This is a genomic window from Nonomuraea sp. NPDC005501 (assembly GCF_040605905.1).
Taxonomy (GTDB): Bacteria; Actinomycetota; Actinomycetes; order Streptosporangiales; family Streptosporangiaceae; genus Nonomuraea.
This window is the reverse complement of sequence record NZ_JBEXDT010000025.1, coordinates 14,466-38,387: the sequence shown is the minus strand read 5'-3', so window position 1 is coordinate 38,387 and position 23,922 is coordinate 14,466. Positions and strand designations below refer to the sequence as shown.

The window sequence follows — 23,922 nt, the reverse complement described above, 5'->3', positions numbered from 1 at the left end:
CGTCGCCGATCACGGCGCGGATGCCCGGTTCTTTGCGGGCCTGTGACGGACTCCTGTAGGGTTGCCGTCTCCAGCTGCGGACCGCAGCAGCTGACGACCGAGGAGGTGAGACCCATTTCGCCATATCAGGCCGGGTGCTCTCGCCTCACGGTCGTGCCGGTGGCCCGGCACGGCTGACCGGAGAGCGCCCACGGCATTCCGGAAGGCGCTTCATGTCGGTTTCACCCTCACTTCTCACCCACTCCGCCATCACGGCCCGGCTCAGAGCCGCCGGCTGCGTCTTCGCCGAGGACGAGGCGGACCTGCTCATCTCCACCGCCCGCACCTCGGCCGCCCTCGCCGCCATGGTGGACCGCCGGGTGGCGGGCCTGCCGCTCGAGCACGTGCTGGGCTGGGCGGAGTTCTGCGGGCTGCGCGTGGCCGTGGACCCCGGGGTCTTCGTGCCACGCCGCCGCAGCGAGTTTCTGGCGGCCCAGGCGATCACCCTGACCCGCCGGGCGCTCGCCCGCACCAGGCGGCCGGTGGTCGTGGACCTGTGCTGCGGCTCGGGCGCGCTCGCCGCCGCCCTGTCCTCCACCCTCTCCGCGACACAGCAGACAGAGCAGACCGAGCAGACAGGCTCGGTCCGGCCGACAGGATCCGCCACGACACGGCCCGTCGAGGTGCAGGCCATCGAGGTGCATGCCGTCGACATCGACCCGGCCGCGGTCCGCTGCGCGCGGCGCAACCTCGCCCCCTCCGGCGGTCACGTCCACCAGGGAGACCTGTACGAGCCGCTGCCCGACCGGCTGCGTGGCCGGATCGACGTGCTGGTGGCCAGCCCGCCGTACGTGCCCACGGGCGAGATCGGGCTGCTGCCCAGCGAGGCGCGCGACCACGAGCCGCCGGTGGCGTTGGACGGCGGCGCGGACGGCCTCGACATCGTCCGCCGCGTCATCGCTGCGGCGCCCGGCTGGCTGGCGCCCGGCGGCCACCTGCTGGTGGAGACGAGCGCGCGGCAGGCCGCCGACACCGCCAAGGCCATGGCCCGCGCCGGCCTGGCCGCCCGCGTCACGGGCTCCGACGAGCTGTACGCGACGGCCGTCATCGGCACCAGGCCAGCACCGGGGCCCAGCCCGGGCCGCTGATCCGCTGTCGGAGCCGGGCCGGGACAGGCGCGGCCGAGCGGCCGCGGCGCCGGCCCGGAGGCCAAGGTGGCCAAGGCCGTAAGCTCGGCGGCCAAGGCGGCCAAGGCGGTGGACGCCGGGCGGGCGTTCACCGCAGGAGCTCGGCCAGCACCGCCGCGTGGCTGATGTCGGCGCGCACGGTCGCGGTGAGCAGCGTCAGCGGGCCGCTCCGCGCGAGCCGGCGCAGGTGCTCCAGCGCCTCCGCCCGCCCCGGCTCCTCCAACTCGGCGTGGTAGCGCTGGACGAACTCGGTGTACCGCTCGGCGTCGTGGCCGTACCATCGGCGCAGCTCCGTGGACGGCGCGACCTCCTTGCACCATGCGTCCAGCCCCGCCGACGCCTTGGACAGCCCTCGCGGCCAGACGCGGTCCACCAGCACCCTCGCCCCGTCGTCGCCCGACGCCTCCTCGTACACCCGCCGCACCCGCACCCCGGCCATCGCTCCCCCTCGCTCGCCGTCCCCTGCGGTAGGGAGTGCCCAGCCGCGGGCCACCGCTCCCACGTATGCGCACGGCGGACCGGGGCGGCCGGTCCGAGATCTACGATTCCGTCGCCGGGAAAGGACGCGCGAGGAGTGCGACAACGGGCTGTTCGGCGGGTGCTGGTGCGTCGGCCTCCGTCCGGAGCGGGACCAGAAGGGGACGTCGACAGGTCCACGGCAAAGGCCCCGGCGGCGAATGCCGGCCGGGGCCCCTGTCGTGACGTGTGCGAACCGGTGTGCGTGTCGCCTCTCGGCGAAAGGCACAACGCGGCTCCAGCCGAACGGTAGTCCGCGAAGGCAATAGGTGAGGCCCGGGGACACTGGGCACACCGGTCACGACTCATGCAACCACAACCGTCCGCCGGATGTTCCCCGGGCGGCCTTGAACCGCCGGCCGGTCCGCCGCGAGGCGACCGGACAGGGCGCGGCGTGACCGGCTGATCCGTCAGGCGAGGCGGTCGGCGGCTCGGGCCAGGCGGTCGGTCCAGGTCAGGCGGTCGGTCCAGGTCAGGCGGTCGGTTCAGGTCAGGTGGTCGGCTCGGGCCAGCAGGTACCGGCGCTCGACCTGGTTGCCGGTCATGGCGGCCGCCTCGCGGTACAGCGCCGCCGCGCCGGCCGTGTCGCCGGTCTAGTACGGGCCCACCTCGCGCCGGCTCCAGACACTGTCGATCAGCGTGGTGCCCTCGCGGATCAGGGCGGGATCCCAGCGGGTCCGGTCCTGCTCGTCCAGCGGCACCAGCTCCTTGTCACCGCGGGTACGGGCGGCGCGCCGGGACTCGGTGAGCAGCATCAGCGCGAGCAGACCGGTCACCTCGGCGTCGCCGGGAAGGGAGCCGCGGAGCATGTGGGCCAGCCGGATCGCCTCGCGGGTCAGGTCGACGCGGGCGAGCTCGTCGCCGGAGGAAGCCGTGTAGCCCTCGTTGACGATCAGGGAGAGCACCTGCGTCACGGCGGTCATCCAGCTCTCCCGGTCGGCGTCGGCCGGTGGGCTGAAGCGGGCGCCGGCGCGGGCGAGCTGCTGTTTGGCGCGGCTGATGCGCGTGCCCATGGTGCTTTCCGTCGTCCCGTAGGCGCGCGCGATCTCGGCGGTCGTCAGACCGCCCACCGCGCGCCGGCGGCCCTCAAGCCGTTCCTGACGGCCCGCCGCTATGGTGAGGTGTCTGGAGGTCAGCTGATCAGGGGGCCGTCCAAGGCTGTTCCGTAGAGGTGTGCCACTCGGAGTCTGATGATCAAGCGTCGGTCTCGCACCATCCGCTCGAAGAACTCCGTTTCGTCCGTCGAGTCGATGGCCCCGAACAGTGGCAGCAACTCCTGGCCGATGGCGTCGCCAGGCTGCGTGGTGACTTCGGAGACCTCGGCCTCGCCCTCGGCTACGGCGTAGGAGAGAACGGTCTCACCCTGTACCTGGAACGTCGCACGCGGGTCGTTGAGGAGGTGGCGTACCTTGATCCGGCCGGCGACCGACGGGATCCGGATGATCCGCTCTTGCGGGTCCCACGCGTAGACCATCGAGGCCAGGTGTGGCTGACCGCTGCGCTTCAGAGTGGCCAGCACGCCGAATTGCTGCCCACCGAGCAGCCGAGTCGCCTCCTCCTCGGTGAGGGCGCGGGGGCTGGGGCCCTGGCCGGGACGGAACTCGGTCGTGTTGTCGGTCATGTTGGATCAAGCCCTTCCTGTGCGATCAACAAAAGGGACAATAGCAGATGATACAGTTATGGATAATCTTTTTAGGATCTATCGGTCCTGGAGGGGTTCTCAGGGGGCACAGTTGGTCCTGCGGGGTCTGAATCATGCTGGGCCGATGAAGGGGCCTCCGGGACCGCTAGGAGGCCGCCGGCGAGCGGTTCCGGACGCGGGCCGGGCGGATGGTGACGTGCCCTCAGTGGCGGGCGGCACGCGAACACGACTTCCTCGGCAGCCGGGAGAGCGCATCGTTGGCAGTATCTCGATTGGTCGATCCCGGGAACAGGCATGCGCGTCGCCCACCGGTGCTGTCTTGCGCATGATGGCCGCGTTGTCGGGCGCGCGAACCGTGGACGAGGCCAGGGACGCCGACGGGCGCACCGGCATGGCCATCGTCCGCAAAGTCGATCGAGACCCGCTGGAACGGCGGCTGGTAATCGATCGCTCCAGCGGCGACGTGCTCGGCGCAACGACTCTGGCGGCCAGGCCACTGCCCGAAACCGCCGGTCTGGAGATCGGCGGCATGGCCTCTGCACAGGTGGTCAAGGCGCTCGGCTGGACCGGAGACGGACCCCGGCTACCCGAAGGGTGCACCCAGCAAGCCGGGAAGACCTGTACAGGCCCTTAGCGGGTCATTCGAGTGAGCTACGAGCGGGATGTGTCCGGTCGTGGCTCAGCGTTCACGTGCGGCCAGGTCGATGGTGATGTCGAGGCCGCCGCCTGGGCGGGCGGTGATCGCGAGGTTTCCATGGTGGGCGTCGGTGATCGCGCGCACGATGGACAGTCCCAGGCCCAGGCCCGGGCTGTCGGTGCGGACGCGGGTGCCGTGCCCGTGCACGAACGGTTCCAGCAGCGTCCGCGTTTCCTCGGGCGCGATCTCGCGGCCGGTGTTGCGGATCCGCAGCACGGCGCGTCGGCCCGCTGTGTGCGTCTCGACGACGAGGTGCCCGTCGGCGTGGTTGTAGCGGAGCGCGTTGTCGACCAGGTTGCCGATCATGCGTTCCAGCAGGACGGGCTCGCCGATGACCGGTGCGGGCCGCAGCCTCGCACGTACGGCTATGCCGGCGGCCGCTGCTCGCTCCTCGGCCGTGGCCAGGGTGGCGGCCGCGATGGCAGCCAGGTCGGCTGCCTCCAGCGGGCCGGCTCCGGCCTGGCTGCGTGCCAGCAGCAGCAGCCCGTCCAGGACGCGTTGCATGTGGGTGACGGCGTCGCGGACGTCGCCGGCCATCGCGAGCAGCTCCTCCCGGCTGGGCGGCCCGTCCAGGGTGACGTCGATCGCTGTGCGGGCGGTGGTCAGCGGGGTGCGCAGCTCGTGGGCGGCGTTGGCGGTGAACAGCCGCTGGCTGTCCAGGATGCGGTCGCGCTCGGCGACGCCGCGTTGGATGCGGTCCAGCATGTCGTTGACCGTGCCGGCCAGCGCCGACAGCTCGTCGGCGGGGGTGGTGACCGGGACCCGCTCGGTGAGGTTCTCGGCCGACAGCCGCCGGGCGGCCGAGGAGATCACGCGGATCGGCCGCAGCACCCGGCCGGCCACCAGCCAGGCCAGCACGGCGGCCAGGGCGGTCACCAGGACGAGCGCCAGACCGGCCTGGGGCAGCAGCGCGGACAGGGTATCGGCCTGTACCCGGTCGGCCAGCTCGCGCAGGTCCTGCGGCTGCGGCACCAGCTGCAGGGTGCCCTGCGCGTCGGGGCCGGCTGGGTCCAGGTGGGTGACGAGCGCCGGGCGCCGTTTCATCAGCAGGTAGGTCAGGCCGGTCAGCGCGGCGCCGGCGGCTAGGACGAGGGCGGTCTGCAGGACGGCGAGCCGGGCGCGGGCGGTCAGTCTCATGGGCTGATCCGGTAGCCGGCGCCGATGACGGTCTCGATCAGTGGCGGGTCGCCGAGTTTGCGGCGCAGTGTGCCGACGGTGATACGGACCGCGTTGGTGAACGGGTCGGCGTGCTCGTCCCACACCCGTTCCAGCAGCGTCTCCGCGCTGACGACGTCGCCGCCGGCGGCCAGGAGTTGCTGCAGCACGCCGAACTCCTTGGGCGTCAGCCGCAGCAGTCGCCCGTCCCGCTCGGCGCTGCGCCGGGCCGGGTCCAGCACCACGCCGCTTACGCGCAGCACCGGCGGTCGGGCCGGCGCGCTGCGCCGTACCAGGGCGTGCACGCGGGCGACCAGTTCGGAGAACGCGAACGGCTTGCCCAGGTAGTCGTCGGCGCCCAGCATGAGTCCACCGACCCGGTCCTCCACCGCGTCGGACGCGGTCAGCATCAGCACCCGGGACTCGCCCCGCTGGACGAGCCGGCGGCAGACCTGGTCGCCGTGCACCTCCGGCAGGTCCCGGTCCAGCACGACCACCTCGTACGGGGTGAGCTCGCACTTGTCCAGCGCGCTACGGCCATCCAGGGCGACGTCGACGGTGAAGCCGTGCTTGCGCAGCCCGGCCTCGATGTAGCCGGCCAGGGGCTGCTCGTCTTCGACCAGGAGCACACGCATCCGGGCAGTATCGCAACGTCCACATATGGACCACATATGGCTCGCCGATCGCCCGCCGATAGGCGCCGGCCGGTAGATGTGATCACCTCGAAATCCCCATCGAAAGGATCATGACGAGATGAGCCGTGCACGAGCGGCCGGCATGACCGGATTGGCATCGGCCATGCTGGCGTTGAGTCTCCACACATCCGCCACCGCCGCCGTCGAGGTCAAGCCGGGAGACGTCCAGCAGGCGATGAAGGACCTGGCGAAGACGGACGGCGTGGTGGGGGCCATCGGCGAGCTGTACGTCGACGGTCGGCGCAAGGGGCAGGGGAGCGCGGGGACGCGCCTGCTCGGCGGCAAGGGTGGGCACATTCCTGCGGCTTCCCGTTACCGGGTGGGGTCCCAGACCAAGCTGATGACGGCCACGGTGGTCCTGCAACTGGTCAAGGAGGGCAAGCTTGGCCTGGGGGACACGCTGGCCGCCGTTCTGCCGCAGGTGGCGCCGCAGGATCTGGTCGAGCGGGCCGGCGAGATCACCGTCCAGCAGTTGCTCCGCCACAGCTCCGGCATCCCTGACTTCTTCACTTCGGGGAAGTTCGACGACGCCTTCGACTTCACGACCTACTACTCCCCGATCGACCTGGTGAAGGCATCCCGCGAGGTCCCCCGCACCGGGGAGCCGGGCGCGGGGTTCGCCTACTCCAACACCAACTACGTTCTCCTCGGCCTGATCGTCGAGAAGGTAACCGGCCGCAGCCTGTCCGCCGAGCTGGAGCGGCGTCTCTTCGTACCTCTGGGGATGAAGCACACCTATGTGACCACCAGGCCTCCTCAGGGGATCAAGGGCCCGCACGGGCACGGCTACTACCCCGACGCCAAGGGCAGGCCGCGCGACGTCGACCGGCAGAACGCGAGCCTCGGCGGCGCGGCCGGAGGAGTGGTCTCCACCTCCGGCGATCTCAGCGCCTTCTACCGCGCGCTCAACCAGGGTCGGCTGCTGCCGGCGGACCTGCAAAGAGCGGCGGGACAGCCGCGGCCCGATCTGTGCGGCGGAACGGTCGCAGCGGCCGCGGGCATCGGCCCCGGTTTCCTGGCCGTGACCTACACCTCCGCCGACGGCCGGACCCAGCTCGCGGTATCCACCACGCTGAAGGTCGACAACCAGCAGGCCATGCCCGTCAGCGATGCCATGAACAAGGCCGCCGAAAGAGTGCTCTGCCCCAGCCGGTGACCGAAGGCACCCATCCATCGCGAGCTGCGTCCACGAGCCTTCGGACCTCCCTAACTGATCAACGGCATCGTCGTGGCCCCGACCACTACCTGCCACTGACCCTCGAGGACCTGCGCCATCGCCGGGACCCGATGATGGCCGAAGCGCTGTCCCTGCTTGCGGCCGCCCGGTAGCCGGGGCCGCGGTGGCAACAGCGCAATGCACTCCCCCTGTCCATCCACTCTGAAAGGAACATCTCCATGGATGTCAGCCGTAGGACCTTTGCCAGCGGCGCGCTGCTGATGGCGCTTGCCGCCACCGGAGGGCCGGTCGCGCAGGCGGCGGCCGCGGCCGCCGCTCCCTCACGAGAGGATTGGCGTGCCTTCCATGCCTATCTGAAGGACCTGGCCGCTGCCGGGAAGTTCTCAGGAGCGGTCCTGATCGCCAAGAACGGCCGGCCGGTACTGAACAACGCCTACGGCATGGCCGACAAGACCGGAAACGAGGTCAACACGCCGCAGACGCGGTTCTGCATCGGCTCCATGGGAAAAATGATCACCGGCGTCGCCGTCGCCCAGCTCGTCCAGAGAGGCAAGGTCTCCTTCCAGGACACGATCGGCACGTACGTCAAGGGGTTCCCGGACGAGATCGCCGACTCGGTGACCGTTCATCACCTCCTCACCCACACCTCGGGCCTGGGCGAGATTCCGGGAAACGACCATGCGCAGACCGATGTCGATGTCCTGATGAAAGAGATCGTCAAACAGCCGCTGACGTCCGAGCCCGGCACGAAGATGCAGTACAGCAACGCCGGCTACATCGTCCTGGGCGCGATCATCGAGCAGGTGAGCAAGAAGGACTACGCCGACCACGTCCGCAAGCACATCCTGACGCCCGCGCGGATGCACGACACCTTCCTCGGCCCCTGGACGCCCGCCAAGGTCAGGCGCATGGCTCATCCCTACGCACTGTTCGACGCGAGCGGCCGGTGGGTCGGCATGCCGACGATGGACGGCACCACACCGCAGGGCGAGCTACGTGACCTCGGCGACCAGCCCGACGGGGCGTCGCCCGCCGGTGGCGCCATCTCCACCACGGGCGACATGCTCAACTTCGCCCAGGCCCTGCAGGGACACCGGCTGCTCAACGCCAAGCTCACCCGGACCGTCATGGAGGGCAAGGTGCAAGGCCTGAACAAGGACAGCAAGTACGCCTACGGCTTCAGCGACGAGCTGCGCAACGGCGTGCGCGTGGTCGGCCACAACGGCGGCATCCCCGGCTACTGGAGCGAGCTGGACATGTTTCCCGCCCAGGACTACACCATCGTCATCCTCACCAACCAGGACCTCGCCCTCTTCGAGCCACTCAGGAAGGCCAGAACCCTGATAACGGGCTAGCACCACCTCTCATCAGAGCCTGTACGAAGTTGTGATCAAAGGGATCGCCTGCGATGTGGTCGGGAATCCTGCTCCCCGACGAGGAGTGGTCCTTGATCGACCCTCGGTTGCTGCTGGGAGAGCGCGGATGTTCGGCCGGTTCTTCCTGCTCCAGCACGTCGAGCTCACCCAGTTCGGCCCAGCCGGTCACCGGCCTGGAGGTGATCGGGAACCTGCGCCCGTTCGGCGAGCCGGTGGGCGCCGACGTGGTGTCGCGCTTCTATGACTCCACCGGCAACACCCTCGACTACGTCTACGAGCTGAGCGGCGACAAACTGACCATCTGGGGTGGCGCGAAGGGCAGCCCGGCCTACTACGAGGGCGTCTTCAGCGCCGACGGCGCCACGGTCGACGGCGCATGGGTCTACCCCGGCGGCGGCGGATACCCCTCCACCATGACCCGGATCTGACACCGCCTCCCCACCCTTGCCGAGCCGCCATCACGTCGCCCGCGTCAGGTGCTCCACGAAGCGGGCGACGGCGGCCGTCGGGTGTGGCGGCGGGTTCCACACCAGGCCGATGGGGCGGTGCTGCGCCGGCACCAGTGGCCGGTAGACCGGGTCGTCCACCTCGGGCGTGGCCGGCAGCGGCAGGATGCCCACCCCCAGCCCGGCGGCGATCAGGCCGCGTACCGTGGCGATCTCCTCGCTCTCGAACGCGATGACCGGCTCGAACCCCGCCTCCCGGCACAGCCCGTCGATGACCCGGCGTAGGTCCGTGGTCGGGGCGAAGGCGATGAACGGCTCGGCCCGTACGTCGCCCAGGGTGATGGCCGGGACGGCGGCCGACGGGTGGTCGGCGGGCAGCGCGATGCACAGGCGCTGCTCGCGCAGCCGGTGCCAGCGCGCCCCGCTCCCGGGCGGCGGCGGGGTGACCAGCGCGGCGTCGATGTCGCCGGCGTGCAGCCAGGCCAGCAGCTCGCGGGCGAAGCCCTGGCGCAACTCGAAGCGGATGTCCGGCGTGACGGCGCGGTAGTCGCGCAGCACCTCCGGCACCAGCCATCGCCCCACCGAGTGCAGGAACCCCAGGCGGATCAGCCCCGTGTCGGGGTGGGCCAGGGCGTCCACCCGGCGGCGGGCGTCGTCCAGCTCGGCCACCGCGCGGGCGGCGTGCTCGCGCAGCAGCGCGCCGAAGCGGTTGACGGCCAGCCGCCGCCCGCGCCGGTGGAACAGCTCCACCCCCAGGTCCGCCTCCAGCCGGGCCAGGGCCCGCGACAGCGTCGACTGGTTGACGCCCTCCAGGGCCGCGGTGTCGCGCATGTTCTCTGTGTCACACAACGACAGGAACCAGCGCAGCGTCTGCACGTCCATCCTGCGATGATGCGCGTTCAGCATCAGCTACGTCAAACGCTGCATTTTGCGCATCACGCCTCCCGAGGCACGCTCGAAGTCGTGTCCTCCTCACTCGGGGCGGAGGAGCGCGTCCACCGGCGGATCAGGTACGGGCTGATGTGCGGCGGTCTGGCGAACTTCCTGGCCCTGTACTACGTCCAGCCGTTGCTGCCCGGCGTCGCGCGCCACTTCGGCGTGAGCGCCTCCCAGTCCACGGCGGTGCTGTCCCTGGCCACGATCACGATGGCGGTCGCGCTGCTGTTCGTCGGCCCGATCTCCGACATGGTCGGCCGGGTGGGGATCATGCGGCTGTCGCTGGCGGGCTCCGGCGTGCTGGGTGTGGCCACGACGTTCGCGCCCACCTGGCACAGCCTGCTCGTGCTGCGCGGCCTGCAGGGCGTCGCCCTGGCCGGGCTGCCCGCCGTGGCGCTGGCCTACCTGCGCGAGGAGACGCCGTCAGGCTCCCACGTGCGTGCCAACGCCACCTACATCATGGGCACCGCCCTCGGCGGGGCGGCCGGCCGCCTGCTGCCCGGGCCGCTGTTCGAGCTGGGAGGCTGGCGGGGAGCCGGCGCCGCCGTCGGCGTCATCACGCTCGTGTGCGGGGCCGGCCTGTGGGCGCTGGTGCCGCCCTCGCGCCACTTCCACCGCTCCAGCCCCCGGCTGAGCGGCCTGCTGGCCAACACCGGCCGCACCCTCAAGGACCCGACCCTGGTCGTGCTGTGCCTGGTGGGCGCGGCGACCATGGGCGCGTTCGTCGGCCTGTGCAACGCGCTGGCCTTCCGCCTGGAGGCGGCGCCGTACCTGCTGGGAGGCGCCGCCGCGCTGGCCTTCCTCGCCTACCCTGTGGGGATACCGGCTCCGCTGGCGGCCGGCCGGTTCGCGTTGCGGCGCGGACGCGGCCCGGCCGCCCTGCACGGCGTCGCCCTGCTGGGGGCCGGTGTGCTGCTGACCCGCATGAGCGCGCTGCCTGCCATCGTCGCCGGGCTGGGCGTCCTGACGTTCGCCTTCCTGGGCACGCACTCGCTGGTCAGCGGCTGGGTCTCCGACCGGGCCCAGCGGGTCGGCGTCGGCGTCGGGCAGGCCGCCGGGCTGTACCTGCTCGCCTACTACGCCGGCAGCTCGGTGTTCGGCGCGCTGGCCGCCTACCAGTGGCAGACCGCCGGCTGGTCCAGCGTGATCACCGGCGCCATCGTCCTGACCGCCGCGGCCGGGCTGCTCGTCGTCCTGGCCCGCCGCTTCGACACCCCGTGAGGTCCCCGCTCATGAGCACGACGTCCCCACTCGCCCGCACCACCGGCATCGCCACCGGTCCCGACGGCGTCGGCCTGGCCTACCAGGTCGGCGGCCGGGGCGAGCCCCTGGTCCTGCTGTCCGGTCAGGCCAACAGCCACCACTGGTGGGACGGCGTCCGCGCCGGCTTCGAGCAGTCCCATCGCACGATCACGCTCGACTACCGGGGGACCGGCGCCAGCGGCAAGCCCGACGAGCCCTACAGCACCCGCGCGCTCGCCGCCGACGTGGTCGCCGTGCTCGACGACCTCGGCGTCGAGCGGGCCCACGTCTACGGGACGTCCATGGGCGGGCGGGTCGCCCAGTGGCTGGCCGCCGACCACCCCGGGCGGGTCGCCTCGCTCGTGCTCGGCTGCACCTCGCCGGGCGGCGAGCACGGAGTCGAACGCGACAACACGGTACGCCGGGCGCTCGCCCAGCCGGACCGGGCAGCGGCCGGCCGGGCCCTGGCCGAGCTCATGTACACGCCACGCTGGCTGGAGACCCATCCCGGCCCGTACCACACCACCGGCGACCCCGGCATGCCCCCGCATGCCCGCCGGCGGCACCTGGCCGCCAGCAACGGCCACGACGCGTGGGACGTCCTGCCCGGCATCACCGCTCCCACGCTGGTGCTGCACGGCACCGACGACCTGCTCACCCCGGCCGACAACGCGCCGCTGCTGGCCGGGCGCATCCCGGGCGCGCGGATGATCCTCATGGCCGGCGCCCGGCACGCCTACTTCGAGGAGTTCCAGGACTACGCCACACCGGTCGTGCTGGACTTCCTGGCGGGCCGCATGCACGCCTGACGCCCCGCCCAGCGGGCTCCGGTCAGGGGCGGGCCAGCAGCTCGTTCAGGCCGTCGGCCTCGCCGCCCGAGGCGGTGCCGTCGTACGTGCCGGCCGTCAGCAGCTCCCCGGCGGCGCGGGCGGCCAGCGCGTAGGCGGCCTGGGCGATGGCGGCGCCCAGGCTGACCCGCACGGCTCCGGCCGCGGCCAGCTCGGCCACCGGCGGAGCTCCGGCCCACACCATGACCGCCACCGGCAGCGGCCCGGCGGCCAGCTCGGCGATCGCCTCCGGGTTCGTCAGCCCCGGCACGAACACGCTGTCCGCGCCCGCCTCGGCGTAGACGGCCGCGCGTCGCAGGGACTCCCGTACCCCCTCGCGGACCGGCGCGCCGGTCAGGAAGACGTCGGTGCGGGCGTTGATCCACACGGGTACGCCCAGGCGGTCGGCGGCGGCGCGGGCCGCGGCCAGCCGCCCGGCCTGCTCCTCCGGCTCGTACAGGGGCGTGTCCGCACGGCCGGAGCGGTCCTCCAGGTTCACGCCCACCGCCCCGGCCCGCACGACCGCGGCCACGGTCGCGGCCACGTCGTCGGGCGCGGGCCCGTACCCGGCCTCCACGTCGGCCGAGACGGGAACGGAGACGGCGCCGGCGATGCCCCGCACGACCCCCGCCACGCGGCCGGCACCCAGGTCGGCGGCGTCCGGAACACCCAGTGACCAGGCCACCCCCGCGCTGGTCGTGGCGATGGCCCTGGCCCCGGCCCGGGCGATCACGGCCGCCGAGGCGACGTCCCAGGCGTTGGGCAGCAGCAGCGGGTCGCCGCGCCGGTGCAGGGCGGCGAACTCCGCCGCCAGCCGTGCCTGCCGGTCGCGGTCGAACGGCTCTCCGGGGGTGTCACGTTCAGTCATGGGACCGACCGTACGGACCTTCCGCTCCCGCACGCTGGCCATTTTCGGACATATGCGGTTCGCCGGGGGCGACGCCTCAGTCACCCTCGATCCGCCCCAGCGGCTCAGGCGTTCGCGCCAGGGCGGAGCGCGCCGCGGGGAGCACTGCGAAGGTAGGGACGCCCTGAAGATCCAGCCGATGAGATAACGTCCTCGCGTGAGTCTCCATCTGGTCGACCCTCCCGAGGAACTTACGCGTCGAGCTCGACACTTCGTGAGCGCGCACGCCTTGCGGGCTGCCCCTCTCGACGTTGACCAGTACCGGAAGTGTTGGCTCGGACTGGGCATTCCGGCTACGGAGATCGACCGAGCGGCCGCCTACTCAAGGCGCTGGGGCGGGCTCGTGCTTCCCCCCGCTCCGCACTATGACGGCGGCCCGAAAATCTTGAACCCTGACACTCCTGAAGGGTCGCCGGACGAAGGATGGTGGTTCGAAGCAGGAGCGGAGCGTACCGCCGTTCCCTACACCTTCATGATCGGACCTCATAGCGAGTTCGGCGTCTACGGCGACCGATGGACGCCTCTGCACTCGACTATCGAAGGGTGGGTGGAGTCTGTGGCGTTGGCGCATCATGCGTCCTCCTGGGCGAAGACGATCACCAAGCTCACGGGCCAGGACGTCGATACCCTCCAACTGGATGCCTTGGAGGGTGTCCCCGAGGTCGCTGGGCTGGCGGACACCTGGTGGCGCGGCGCCGACTCACTCGTGGCCATCTACACAGGAGAGGCAGAGTGCATGACCGCACCGCAATGCCGAACGGCCTTCATCTACTCAGGCTTGGACACCTGGGGCCTGCACGGCTGACGAGACCCCTGATGCCGCCAGTCTTCCAGCCCTGGTCATCTCAAGCTTGACCCTGGACACAGATTCACCTGAATCTGATCACGGCGGGAGGTCGCGCCAGCGTTCGGCCGACGTCAGAACGTCCAGGCTGATCCGCTCCAGGAACGCACCACCCCTGGCCAGGCGGCGTCCCACGGGCGTGTCGAGCCCGAGCGTCTGCCCCGCCTCCTTCGCGATCTGCGCCGCCGCGAGCGTCTGCCGCGAGCTGATCACCGTCGAGTGGTACCAGGCGTCGTCGTCGACCACGTAGATGTCGCGCCGCCGCCGCGGATCACGCTCGCGCCTGATCAGCCCCTGCTGGGTCAGGTAACCCACTGCCGTGGAGATCGAGGCGGGACTGACTCTCAGCCCGCGCGACAGCTCGGCCGCGGTGAGCCTGCCGTCCTCGCTCAGCCACAGGCCGATGAGCACGCGCGCCATCATCTTCGGCAGGCCCATCCCGATCGCCATCTCGACGGCTCCCTCTTCCACCTCGAAGACCTTGCGGTCCTGGGGTTCGGCCTCGGGTGAACGTGCCGGGGCGCCGCGCCGCGCCCGCCGCGCTGTCGCCTGGTGCGCCCGCTCGGGGCGGTAGTCGCCGGGACCGCCGTTGCGGCCGACCTCACGGCTGATCGTCGAGGTCGGCCGGTCCAGCCGCCTGGCGATCTCGGCGTAGGAGCGGCCTTCGGCGAGGCCGGTCGCGATGCGCCGGCGGTCCTGCTGGGTCAACCTTCCTTCTGGCATGACACCACTATTGCGTTCAACGCGACACAATGCAATGTTTCATTGCGTTCAGCTCCACCGTCAACGTATCAATTTAACACGTTCTACCTGCACTTATGTGCATCGATTGATTGACATATTTTCTGAACGCAACGTAGCTTTCCATCATGTCGAACACGTATTATCGCGACCAGCCGGTCGCTCCGTCCCTCGACCGCTCACCCGCCTGTCCCTTCGATCCCGCCCCTTCGCTCACCGCCCTGCGCGCGGAGCAGCCGATCGCCCGCCTGGCCGCGCCCGAGGGCGCCCCCGGCGTCTGGATGATCACCGGGTACGACCTGGTCCGCCAGATCCTCGCCGACCCGCGGTTCAGCTCCCGCTACGAAACCCACTACCACCCCCTGGCGGGCGGGCACCTGCCGCCCGCCCCCGTCGGCGACCTGACCGGCATGGACGCACCCCGGCACACCCGCTTCCGCAAGCTGCTGGCGGGCAAGTTCACCGTCCGCAGGATGAACCTGCTCACCGAGCGGGTCACCGAGATCACCCGTGAGCGGCTCGACGCGATGGAGCGGCAGGGGCCGCCCGCCGACCTCGTCGAGGTCTTCGCGCAGCCGGTTCCAGCGCTGATGATCTGTGAGCTGCTCGGCGTGCCGTACGGGGACCGCGACCGGTTCCAGAGCTCCACCCGGGCCCTGTCGGATGCCGGGACCGCTGAGGCGCAGTACGCAGCCTTCGCCGAGCTCGGCACCTACCTGCGGGAGCTCGCGATCGCGAAGCGGGCCAAGCCGACCGACGACCTGCTCAGCGACCTGGCCACCGGCGGCGACCTGAGCGACGAGGAGCTCGGCGGCGTGGCCGCGTTCCTGCTCGGCGCCGGGCTCGACACCACCGCCAACATGCTCGCGCTCGGCACCTTCGCCCTGCTGCGCGACCCGGCCCAGCTCACCGCCCTGCGCGGCGACCCCGACCTGGCCGTCGGCGCCGTGGAGGAGCTGCTGCGTTACCTGTCCGTCGCCGCCACCGGTATGCGCGGCGTGCTGGAGGACGTGGAGCTCGGCGGCAGGCAGCTCACGGCGGGCGACACGGTCATCATCGCGATCAACGCCGCCAACAGGGACCCGGCCAGGTTCTCCGACCCCGACGTGCTCGATCTGCGCCGCTCGGCCGCCGGGCATCTGGCCTTCGGCCACGGCGTCCATCAGTGCCTCGGTCAGCAGCTTGCCCGCATCGAGATGCGTGTCGCGTTTCCCGCGCTGCTCACCCGCTTCCCGACGCTGCGGCTCGCCGTACCGGCTGAGGACCTGTCGCTGCGCACCGACCCCTCGCAGGTGTACGGCGTCCACAACCTGCCCGTCACCTGGGATCGGGGGTGAACGCGATGCGAACCTTCGTCTCGGTGACGGGGCTGCGTAAGTCCTACGGCGCCCACCGCGTCCTGGACGGCATCGACCTCACCATCCCGCAGGGCACCGTCTTCTCGCTCCTCGGCCCCAACGGCGCGGGCAAGACCACCACGGTGCAGATCCTGTCCACGCTGATCAAGGCCGACGCGGGCGAGATCCGGGTGGCCGGGCACGACCTGGCCGAGGAACCCGACGAGGTGCGTGCCGCGATCGGCGTCACCGGCCAGTTCTCCGCGGTCGACAGCTTCCTCACCGGCGAGGAGAACCTGCGACTCATGGCCGACCTGCTCCACCTCGGCCGAGCCAAGGGCCGCACGCGCGCCCGCGAGCTGCTGGAGCGCTTCGACCTCACCGACGCCGCGCGCAAGCCCGCGGCCACCTACTCGGGCGGCATGCGCCGCCGGCTCGACCTCGCCATGACCATGGTCGGCACGCCGAGGCTCATCTTCCTCGACGAACCGACCACGGGCCTGGACCCGCGCAGCCGCCGCACCATGTGGCAGATCGTCAGGGACCTCGTCCAGCAGGACGGCGTGACCATCTTCCTGACCACCCAGTACCTGGAGGAGGCCGACGAACTCGCCGACAGCATCGCCCTGCTCAGCCAGGGCCGGCTGGTGGCCGAGGGCACCCCTGAAGAACTCAAGCGAATGGTCCCCGGCGGCCACATCCTCGTACGCTTCGCCGACCCCGACGGGTACCGCAGGGCGGCCGGCCACGTCGGCGCCACCGCCGGCGACGACGCGGCACTCACCGTCCAGATCCCCGACTCCGGCGGAGTCAGGACGCTGAGGAAGCTCCTGGAATGGCTGGACACGCATGCCATCGACGTCGCCGAGATGTCGGTGCACACCCCCGACCTGGACGACGTCTTCCTCACCCTGACCCAGGAGCCCTCTGCCAAGGAGCCCTCCCGATGAGAGCGATCACCGACTCGGCGACGATGCTGCGCCGCCAGGTCAAACACATCTGGCGCCACCCCACGCTGATCCTCACGTTCGCGGCCGTGCCCGTGGTGTTCCTGCTGCTGTTCGTCTACGTCCTCGGCGGCACCATGGGCGCGGGCATCGGCGGCGACCGCACCGCCTACGTCGGTTACCTCATTCCCGGCATCATGATCACGACGATCGTCGGGGCCGCGCAGGGGACCGCGATCTCGGTGGCGACCGACATGACCGGGGGCATCATCGCCAGGTTCAAGACCATGGCCATCGCCCGCGTCTCGGTGCTCACCGGGCACGTGCTCGGGGCGATGGTGCAGACGTTCCTCGCGATCGCCATGGTGACCGTGGTGGCGCTGCTGATCGGATTCCGCCCGTCCGCCTCGGTGCTGGACTGGCTCGGCGTGGTCGGCATGCTCGCCATGTTCACCTTCGCGATCACCTGGCTGTCGGTCGCGCTCGCCATGGTCACCAAGAACGTGGCCACGGCCAGCAACCTGCCGATGCCGCTGATGCTGCTGCCGTTCCTCGGCAGCGGCTTCGTCCCGACCGAGTCGATGCCGGCCGGTCTGCGCTGGTTCGCCGAGCACCAGCCGGCCACCCCCGCCATCGAGACGCTGCGCGCGCTGCTGGCCGGGCGTCCGGCCGGATCCAGCTTCCTGGAGGCGGCTGTGTGGAGCGCGGGTATCGCCCTGGTCAGTTGTCTATGGGCACGCAGGCTCTACAACAGGTGAGGGCAGATGTGTGCGAACGCATTCGTCCAGCACCTGGCCTGCTGGCTCTCGCGCCGCTGGTCTGATCACCGCTCTTACCGACACGCCGTCTCCAGGTGGCTCGGGGTGGTGATGAGCTCGTCGGCGACCCACCGCGCGACGTCGGCGGGGTACGGCGCCGGCAGTCCGAGGACGATGTGCCGGAAGCCGGCGTCGATCGCTTCGCCGATCGCGTCCCGGGTGATGCCGGGCTGCTCGTAGGAGACGGGCAGGTGGATCGAGCGGGTGATCGAGGCGGGGTCGCGTCCGATCTCGGCGCAGTAGCGGTCCAGCAGCGCGCTGCGGCGCACGACGTCGTCGATGTCGCCGCCGGGGATGTTCCACACGTCGGCGTGCTCGGCGACCACGCGCAGCGTCGGGGCCGAACGTCCGCCGATGACGATCGGCGGATGGGGCCGCTGGACGGGTTTGGGGTTGCCGAACGCTCCGGTGAGGTGGTGGTAGGTGCCGTGGAAGTCGAACGGTTCGGCCTCGGTCCACAGCCGCCGGATCACCGTGCACGCTTCGGCGAGGCTTCCCACGGCGTGGGCGGCGTCGTGGAAGGGCAGGCCGTGCGCGTCGTACTCACGTCTGGCCAGGGGGTGGCCGGGGCGTGAGCCGACGCCGATGCCGAAGTCGAGCCGCCCGCCGGAGACGATGTCGACGGTCGTGGCGATCTTGGCAAGCATCGCGGGGGGACGGAACCGGTTGCTGGTCACGAGCAGGCCGAGCCGCAGCCGCCGGGTCTGCGCGGCCAGGGCCGAGAGCAGCGTCCAGCCCTCGTAGGCCGGCCCGCTCGGATCGCCGCCGATCGGCATGAGGTGGTCGAACAGCCACGCGTGCTCGATCTCCGGGATCGCGTCCGCCTGGCGCCAGACCCGCAGGACGTCGTGGTAGTCGACCTGCTGCGGGGCGGTCATGATCCCGAAGCGGGGCCGGGAGGTGTGCGGCATGGGACCGTGGTCCTTTCGGGACGGGCGGCGCCGGCTGGGACGCCACCGAGGTTCTTCCGGTTGCCGGGGACGAGACGGTCAGCGGCGCCGCAGACGCGGGTCGAGCAAGGCGGGCGGGGTGTCGAACTTCTCGTGCGGGGCGAGGTCGGTGCCGGGTGCGACGATCGCGTCGATGGCGTCGAGCACGTCGGCGGAGAGCACCGTGTCCGCGGCGGCGAGCTGCGAGTGCAGGTGGTCCAGCGTGCGAGGACCGATGATCGCGCTGGTCACGGCGGGATGCGCGGTCACGAATCCGAGCGCGAGCTGGATCATCGTCAGACCGGCCTCGTCGGCGACTACGGCCAGTCGCTCGACCGCGTCGAGCCGGGCGCGGTTGGAGGGAAGGGAGATGTCGAAGCGCTCCGGCAACGCCGCCGACCGGTTGGTGGTGATGTCCCGGCCCTCGCGGACCGCCCCCGACAGCCAGCCCGAGGCCAGCGGGCTCCACGCCAGCACGCCGAGACCGTACTCCTCGGTCACGGGCAGCACGTGAGTCTCGATCCCGCGCTGCAGGATCGAGTAGCTGGGCTGTTCGGTGACGTAACGGCTCAGGTGATGCTCGCGGGCGGCCCACTGGGCCTGCACGAGGCGGTAGGCCGGGAAGGTCGAGGAGCCGAAGTAGCGGATCTTGCCCGCGCGCTGCAGGTCGGTCAGAGCCGACAGCGTCTCCTCGTCGCTGGTGCTCGGGTCCCAGCGGTGGATCTGGTAGAGATCGACGTGGTCGACGCCGAGGCGGCGCAGGCTGTTGTCCAGCTCGGTGACCAGCCAGCGGCGCGAACTGCCCCGATGGTTGCGCTCCTCCCCCATCGGCATGTTCGCCTTCGTGGCCAGCACGATGTCGTCGCGGCGGCCGGCGATGGCCTTGCCGACCATCTCCTCCGACTCGCCGCCGCTGTACCAGTCGGCGGTGTCGATGAGGTTGATCCCGGCGTCGAGGGCGGCGTCGACGATGGCGGTGGCCTCGTCCTGGGTGGTGCGCCCGATCGCGCCGAAGTTCATCGCGCCGAGTACGAGCGAGCTGACCTGCACACCGGTGCGGCCCAAGGTGCGGTACTGCATGACTGTGTTTCCTCCGTGGGAAGGCATGGCTTGGTCGTCGGCCCCCGGCTCTGGCATGATGGAGCAAACGGAACCTTGTCCCGCTTGACGATACGGGACGATGTCCCGTTTAGCAATTGCGGCAGCGGAGGGGAACGGCGCGGTGAGCGAAAGCCAAGCGGCGAGAGACGGCCAGGAAGACGGAGCGCATGCGGCCCCCCGTAAGCGGGCCGACGCCCGGCGCAACGAGAAGACCCTGCTCGACGCCGCCGCGGCGATCTTCGTGACCTCGGGCGTCGAAGCGCCGCTGCGCGACATCGCGGCCAAGGCCGGAGTCGGGACGGCCACGATCTACCGCCATTTCCCGACGCGGGCGGATCTCATCATCGCCGTCTACCGGCACCAGATCGAGGCCCTCGCCGAGGCCGGCCCGGCGCTGCTGGCGAGCAGCGCGACCCCGCACGCCGCACTGGGGCGATGGATCGACCGGTTCGTCGACTTCCTGGTCACCAAGCACGGCCTCGCCGCCGTGCTGCAGTCCGACGAGGCCGGCTTCGACGCGCTGCATGCCTACTTCCTCGACCGGCTCGTGCCGGTGTGCGGCCGGCTGCTCGAAGCCGCGGCAGCCGCCGGGGAGATCCGCTCCGATCTGTCCGCCCTCGAACTCATGCGCGGCGTCGGCAACCTCTGCATCGGCAGCGAGAACAATCCCCACTACGACGCGCGCCGGCTGGTCGAGCTGCTCATCGCGGGGCTGCGCCTGCCGCACTAGCCGTCGCACGCGTCGGAACGCGGAACGGCTCCCTCGGGACAACCCCACGCGCGAGTCACCAGGAGGCACCATCGCGCCCCCGCCCCGTGCGGAGGACCGTAGGGGCATGACGGAGCATGCACAGATCGAGACGGACATCCGGCAGGTGAAGGCGCAGCTGCACCGCATGCGGGTGCTCCTGGTGAGCGCGGTGACCGCGGCGGTGGCCGTCGGCGCGCTGCTGGCCGGGGGGAAGGACGCGGTCGCCGCGGACGCGGGGAGCGGGCCGGGCGGCAAGGCCAGGTTCGAGGAGATCGAGGTGCAGCGGATCAACGTGGTCGAGCCCGACGGCAAGCCACGCCTGGTCCTCAGCAACAAGGTCAGGTCGCCCGGCGCGGTCGTCAACGGGGTGGATCTCGGCAACGCCGGCCGGCGGCCCGGCCTGACCCTCTACAACGCCGAAGGGGACGAGTCCGGCGGCATGGGCACCGACAGCGGGGTGGACGAGGGCAGGCCGTGGGCGTCCGGGCAGCTCGCGTTCGACCAGTACAAGCAGGACCAGACGCTCGTGCTGCGCTACACGGAGCAGGACGGCGCGCGCGGCGTGGGGCTGGCGGTGCACGATCGGGTGGACACGCCGCTCGACCAGCTCCTGGCCGAGATGCGCAGGATCGAGGCGATGCCGCCCGGCCCCGAGCGGGACCGGGCCCAGGCGGAGTTCCGGGAGAAGTACGCCGGGCCGCAGCGGATGTTCGCCGGCAAGAGCCCCGACCGGGCGTCGGTCGTGACGCTCGCCGACGCCAAGGGCACGCCCCGCCTGGTGCTGCGGGTCGGGCACGACGGCTCCCCGCGCATCCAGTTCCTCGACGCCACCGGCAAGGTCACCCGGACGATCAGGGGGTGAGCTCGCGGGCGGCGAGCCGGTCGGGCATCGAGCGGGGCGAATTATCGGTATGCATACCGATATGCGTACGGATTTGCAGGTCTGAGGGCAGCGCCTACCGTCTGGCGGCAGTGACCCTTCGCACCCCTTGATCCACCCCCCGATTCCCGGCCAGGCCCGTACTCCGAGGCGACCCTTCGGCACGGGCCGGCGCGCGCCCACCCGGGCGGCCGGCCGGGAACAGCCGAAAGGAGCGCAGCGTGAAACGCAAGGGCCTGGCTGCCGCGACCGTGGGACTCGCCACGGCCGCGGCCATGGTGTTGTCCGCCTTACCCGCGTACGCCGCCCCGCCCGGGGCGACCCCCGCCCGGCAGAGTTCCGGGACGCAGGCACGCACCGCCGCGGCGGACCCCGAGTCGCGCGCCGCGGCGGTCGCCGACCAGGCGGTCTCCAGCGGCATGGACAACCTCGTCAAGGGACCCGACGAGGCGTACCGTCGCCTGAAGGTCGTCCGCGGCGCGGGAGACATGTTCTTCGTCTCCTACGAGCGCACGTACAAGGGCCTGCCGATGGTCGGCGGCGACGCCGTCGTCGTGACCGACTCCGCCGGACGCGTCCGCGACACCGTGGCCGAGTCCGGGCCGAGCCGCGGCGACGTGCCGATCACCCCCGAGATCGACGCCGCGCGCGCCACCGAGGTGGCCAAGACGCGCCTCTCACGCGTCGACGACAGCGCCGCCCCCCGCCTGGTGGTCCTCACCTGGGGCGACAAGCTGCGGCTGACCTGGGAGACGGTCGTCAGCGGCCTGAAGGACGGCCGGCCGAGCATCCAGCACGTCTTCGTGGACGCCCGCACGGGCGAGATCGCCGACTCCTACGACCAGGTCCGCGAGGGCAGCGGCAACGGCTACTACTACGGGCAGGTCACCATCGGCACGAGCGGCTCCGGCAGCTCGTACTCCATGACCGACACCACCAGGCCCGGCATCAAGTGCGGCGGGCAGAACGGCTCCGCCTACACCGGCACCGACGACGCCTGGGGCAACGGCCAGGGCACCAACCTGGAGACCGCCTGCGTCGACGCCCTGTACGCCGTCCAGCGCGAGTGGGACATGCTGCGCGACTGGCTGGGCCGCAACGGCATCGACGGCAACGGCAACGGCTTCCCCACCCGCGTCGGCCTGGCCGACGTCAACGCCTACTGGAACGGCAGCTACACCAACTTCGGCCACAACCAGGCCAACACCCGCCAGGCCACGCCCATCGACGTGGTGGCGCACGAGTTCGGCCACGCCATCTTCCAGACCACGCCCGGCGGCGCCGGATCGGGCAACGAGAACGGCGGCATCAACGAGGGCACCGGCGACGTCTTCGGCGTGATCACCGAGCACTACGCCAACAACCCGAACGACCCGCCCGACTACCTGGTCGGCGAGGAGGTCGACCTCGTCGGCGACGGCCCGATCCGCAACATGTACAACCCCAGCGCGCTCGGCGACCCCAACTGCTGGTCCACCTCGATCCCCAGCACCGAGGTGCACTCCGCGGCCGGCCCGCTGAACCACTGGTTCTACCTGCTGGCCGAGGGCAGCAACCCCGGCGGCGGCAAGCCGTCCAGCCCGATCTGCTCCGGCGGACCCTCCTCGGTGACCGGCATCGGCATCGAGAAGGCCGGCAAGATCTTCATGGGCGCCCTGAACCGCAAGACCTCGAGCTGGCGGTACGCCACCGTCCGCTCCGCCGCCGTCGCGGCCGCGGTCGAGCTGTTCGGCGCCAACAGCGTCGAGTGCAACACCACCAAGGCGTCGTTCAGCGCGATCGCCGTGCCGGCGCAGTCGGGCGAGGCGGCCTGCGGCAGCACTCCGGGCAACGACTTCTCCCTGACCCTCAGCTCGTCGTCGGGCACCGCCCAGCCCGGCCAGCAGGTGACCACCACGGTCGCCACCCAGACCACCTCCGGCAGCGCGCAGACGGTCAACCTGACCGCCACCGGCGTGCCGAGCGGTGTCACGGCGAGCTTCAACCCGTCGTCGGTGACCTCCGGCAACTCCTCCACCCTCACGCTGTCCGTCGGCTCGTCGGCGGCGCAGGGCAGCTACCGCATCACCGTGACCGGTACGGGCTCGGCCACGCACACCGCCGTCTACACCCTCCAGGTGGGCACGCCGACCCGCGACTTCTCGATCTCGGCGAACCCGGGCTCGGGCACGGTGCAGGCGGGCTCGGCGGCCACCACCACCATCGGCACCACCACGACGGCCGGCACCGCGCAGGCGGTCAACCTGTCGGCGACCGGGCTGCCCACGGGCGCCTCCGCCGCCTTCAACCCCGCCTCCGTGACGTCGGGCGGCTCGTCCACCCTGACGATCACGACGGCGCCGACCACCCCGGCCGGCTCCTACACCGTGACGGTGACGGGCACCGGCGAGACGGCGTCCCGGACGGTGACGTACGCGCTGACCGTCCAGAGCACCTCGGGCGGCCGGACGTTCACCAACGGCACCAACTACCAGATCTCCGACTACGCCACCGTGCAGAGCCCGATCAGCTCCACGGCGACGGGCACCGCGACCTCACCGGTACGGCTCTCGGTCACCATCAGCCACACCTGCGCCGAGGACCTCGACATCTGGCTCCGCGGGCCCGGCGGCCAGTGGTACGCCGTCGACAGGTACGGCGGCACGAGCTGCACCTCCTACGGCACCAGGACGTACACGGTCCCGGTGACCCAGCAGGCCGCGGGCACCTGGGTGCTCGAGGTCAGCGACGTCTACCTGGGTGACACGGGCTTCCTGGACTCCTGGAGCATCACCGTCTGACCCGCACACCCG

At 71.3% G+C, this 23,922-nt stretch carries 24 protein-coding genes; 14 read left to right on the top strand and 10 right to left on the bottom strand.

Annotation, left to right across the window (positions count from 1 at the left end):
* Positions 1-212: 212 nt before the first annotated feature.
* On the top strand, positions 213-1,127 hold the full coding sequence (locus tag ABZS51_RS15135; protein WP_355440503.1) for a putative protein N(5)-glutamine methyltransferase: 915 nt from the start codon (positions 213-215) through the stop codon (positions 1,125-1,127).
* Positions 1,128-1,254: 127 nt separating this feature from the next.
* Here the strand turns inward: ABZS51_RS15135 and ABZS51_RS15130 are convergent, their stop codons facing one another.
* The 3 genes from ABZS51_RS15130 to ABZS51_RS15120 all read right to left on the bottom strand — a co-directional run bounded on the left by ABZS51_RS15130 (position 1,255) and on the right by ABZS51_RS15120 (position 3,303).
* Positions 1,255-1,605, bottom strand: coding sequence for a DUF488 family protein (locus ABZS51_RS15130; RefSeq protein WP_355440500.1), 351 nt, complete (start codon positions 1,603-1,605; stop codon positions 1,255-1,257).
* A 670-nt stretch (positions 1,606-2,275) separates the two neighbouring features.
* On the bottom strand, positions 2,276-2,752 hold the full coding sequence (locus ABZS51_RS15125; protein WP_355440497.1) for a DUF6596 domain-containing protein: 477 nt from the start codon (positions 2,750-2,752) through the stop codon (positions 2,276-2,278).
* A gap of 62 nt (positions 2,753-2,814) precedes the next feature.
* A complete protein-coding gene (locus ABZS51_RS15120; protein ID WP_355440494.1) occupies positions 2,815-3,303 on the bottom strand; it encodes a TIGR03618 family F420-dependent PPOX class oxidoreductase in 489 nt (162 codons plus the stop codon).
* Positions 3,304-3,649: 346 nt separating this feature from the next.
* Between ABZS51_RS15120 and ABZS51_RS15115 the strand changes: the two genes are divergently transcribed.
* Complete coding sequence (locus ABZS51_RS15115; protein ID WP_355440492.1) at positions 3,650-3,958, top strand: hypothetical protein; 309 nt, start codon at positions 3,650-3,652, stop codon at positions 3,956-3,958.
* A gap of 45 nt (positions 3,959-4,003) precedes the next feature.
* Here the strand turns inward: ABZS51_RS15115 and ABZS51_RS15110 are convergent, their stop codons facing one another.
* Positions 4,004-5,158 (bottom strand): HAMP domain-containing sensor histidine kinase, encoded by a 1,155-nt coding sequence (locus ABZS51_RS15110; protein WP_355440488.1) that lies wholly within the window; start codon positions 5,156-5,158, stop codon positions 4,004-4,006.
* Positions 5,155-5,811: a response regulator transcription factor gene (locus ABZS51_RS15105; RefSeq protein ID WP_355440485.1), complete on the bottom strand. Its 657-nt coding sequence runs from the start codon at positions 5,809-5,811 to the stop codon at positions 5,155-5,157. The genes ABZS51_RS15110 and ABZS51_RS15105 overlap by 4 nt, the downstream gene beginning before the upstream one ends.
* A 118-nt stretch (positions 5,812-5,929) precedes the next feature.
* Between ABZS51_RS15105 and ABZS51_RS15100 the strand changes: the two genes are divergently transcribed.
* The 3 genes from ABZS51_RS15100 (at position 5,930) to ABZS51_RS15090 (ending at position 8,852) form a co-directional block, all read left to right on the top strand.
* Positions 5,930-7,027 carry a serine hydrolase domain-containing protein gene (locus ABZS51_RS15100; protein ID WP_355440482.1) on the top strand — a complete coding sequence of 366 codons (1,098 nt, stop codon included), beginning with the start codon at positions 5,930-5,932 and terminating at the stop codon, positions 7,025-7,027.
* Positions 7,028-7,266: 239 nt separating this feature from the next.
* The gene (locus tag ABZS51_RS15095; protein ID WP_355440479.1) at positions 7,267-8,403 is read left to right on the top strand and encodes a serine hydrolase domain-containing protein; all 1,137 of its coding nucleotides are present in this window, start codon (positions 7,267-7,269) and stop codon (positions 8,401-8,403) included.
* A gap of 53 nt (positions 8,404-8,456) precedes the next feature.
* Positions 8,457-8,852: a hypothetical protein gene (locus ABZS51_RS15090; protein WP_355440476.1), complete on the top strand. Its 396-nt coding sequence runs from the start codon at positions 8,457-8,459 to the stop codon at positions 8,850-8,852.
* A gap of 30 nt (positions 8,853-8,882) precedes the next feature.
* On the opposite strand, the gene ABZS51_RS15085 is transcribed toward ABZS51_RS15090, so the two are convergent.
* The gene (locus ABZS51_RS15085; protein ID WP_355440473.1) at positions 8,883-9,752 is read right to left on the bottom strand and encodes a LysR family transcriptional regulator; all 870 of its coding nucleotides are present in this window, start codon (positions 9,750-9,752) and stop codon (positions 8,883-8,885) included.
* Between the two features lie 81 nt (positions 9,753-9,833).
* Between ABZS51_RS15085 and ABZS51_RS15080 the strand changes: the two genes are divergently transcribed.
* On the top strand, positions 9,834-11,027 hold the full coding sequence (locus ABZS51_RS15080) for an MFS transporter (RefSeq protein ID WP_355440470.1): 1,194 nt from the start codon (positions 9,834-9,836) through the stop codon (positions 11,025-11,027).
* An 11-nt stretch (positions 11,028-11,038) separates the two neighbouring features.
* Complete coding sequence (locus ABZS51_RS15075) at positions 11,039-11,857, top strand: alpha/beta fold hydrolase (protein ID WP_355440467.1); 819 nt, start codon at positions 11,039-11,041, stop codon at positions 11,855-11,857.
* A 22-nt stretch (positions 11,858-11,879) separates the two neighbouring features.
* Here ABZS51_RS15075 and ABZS51_RS15070 read toward each other — a convergent pair whose 3' ends face one another.
* Entirely contained in the window at positions 11,880-12,743 is an 864-nt protein-coding gene (locus ABZS51_RS15070) for an isocitrate lyase/phosphoenolpyruvate mutase family protein (protein ID WP_355440464.1), read from the bottom strand.
* Between the two features lie 196 nt (positions 12,744-12,939).
* Between ABZS51_RS15070 and ABZS51_RS15065 the strand changes: the two genes are divergently transcribed.
* Complete coding sequence (locus ABZS51_RS15065; RefSeq protein WP_355440462.1) at positions 12,940-13,587, top strand: hypothetical protein; 648 nt, start codon at positions 12,940-12,942, stop codon at positions 13,585-13,587.
* 78 nt (positions 13,588-13,665) lie between these two features.
* On the opposite strand, the gene ABZS51_RS15060 is transcribed toward ABZS51_RS15065, so the two are convergent.
* Complete coding sequence (locus ABZS51_RS15060) at positions 13,666-14,334, bottom strand: helix-turn-helix domain-containing protein (RefSeq protein ID WP_355440459.1); 669 nt, start codon at positions 14,332-14,334, stop codon at positions 13,666-13,668.
* A 161-nt stretch (positions 14,335-14,495) separates the two neighbouring features.
* Between ABZS51_RS15060 and ABZS51_RS15055 the strand changes: the two genes are divergently transcribed.
* From ABZS51_RS15055 to ABZS51_RS15045, 3 genes are read left to right on the top strand one after another with little or no spacing between them, the layout of a single operon-like run.
* On the top strand, positions 14,496-15,704 hold the full coding sequence (locus ABZS51_RS15055; RefSeq protein ID WP_355440456.1) for a cytochrome P450: 1,209 nt from the start codon (positions 14,496-14,498) through the stop codon (positions 15,702-15,704).
* A gap of 5 nt (positions 15,705-15,709) precedes the next feature.
* Positions 15,710-16,654: an ATP-binding cassette domain-containing protein gene (locus ABZS51_RS15050; RefSeq protein ID WP_355440453.1), complete on the top strand. Its 945-nt coding sequence runs from the start codon at positions 15,710-15,712 to the stop codon at positions 16,652-16,654.
* On the top strand, positions 16,651-17,409 hold the full coding sequence (locus ABZS51_RS15045; RefSeq protein ID WP_355440450.1) for an ABC transporter permease: 759 nt from the start codon (positions 16,651-16,653) through the stop codon (positions 17,407-17,409). Before ABZS51_RS15050 ends, ABZS51_RS15045 begins: the two co-directional genes overlap by 4 nt.
* A 74-nt stretch (positions 17,410-17,483) precedes the next feature.
* Here the strand turns inward: ABZS51_RS15045 and ABZS51_RS15040 are convergent, their stop codons facing one another.
* Positions 17,484-18,380 carry an LLM class flavin-dependent oxidoreductase gene (locus tag ABZS51_RS15040; protein ID WP_355440447.1) on the bottom strand — a complete coding sequence of 299 codons (897 nt, stop codon included), beginning with the start codon at positions 18,378-18,380 and terminating at the stop codon, positions 17,484-17,486.
* 78 nt (positions 18,381-18,458) lie between these two features.
* Entirely contained in the window at positions 18,459-19,478 is a 1,020-nt protein-coding gene (locus tag ABZS51_RS15035) for an aldo/keto reductase (protein WP_355440444.1), read from the bottom strand.
* Between the two features lie 142 nt (positions 19,479-19,620).
* Between ABZS51_RS15035 and ABZS51_RS15030 the strand changes: the two genes are divergently transcribed.
* The 3 genes from ABZS51_RS15030 (at position 19,621) to ABZS51_RS15020 (ending at position 23,910) form a co-directional block, all read left to right on the top strand.
* A complete protein-coding gene (locus ABZS51_RS15030; RefSeq protein ID WP_355440441.1) occupies positions 19,621-20,229 on the top strand; it encodes a TetR/AcrR family transcriptional regulator in 609 nt (202 codons plus the stop codon).
* A 106-nt stretch (positions 20,230-20,335) separates the two neighbouring features.
* Positions 20,336-21,112: a hypothetical protein gene (locus ABZS51_RS15025; protein WP_355440438.1), complete on the top strand. Its 777-nt coding sequence runs from the start codon at positions 20,336-20,338 to the stop codon at positions 21,110-21,112.
* A 239-nt stretch (positions 21,113-21,351) separates the two neighbouring features.
* Positions 21,352-23,910: a M4 family metallopeptidase gene (locus ABZS51_RS15020; protein ID WP_355440435.1), complete on the top strand. Its 2,559-nt coding sequence runs from the start codon at positions 21,352-21,354 to the stop codon at positions 23,908-23,910.
* Positions 23,911-23,922 lie beyond the last annotated feature (12 nt).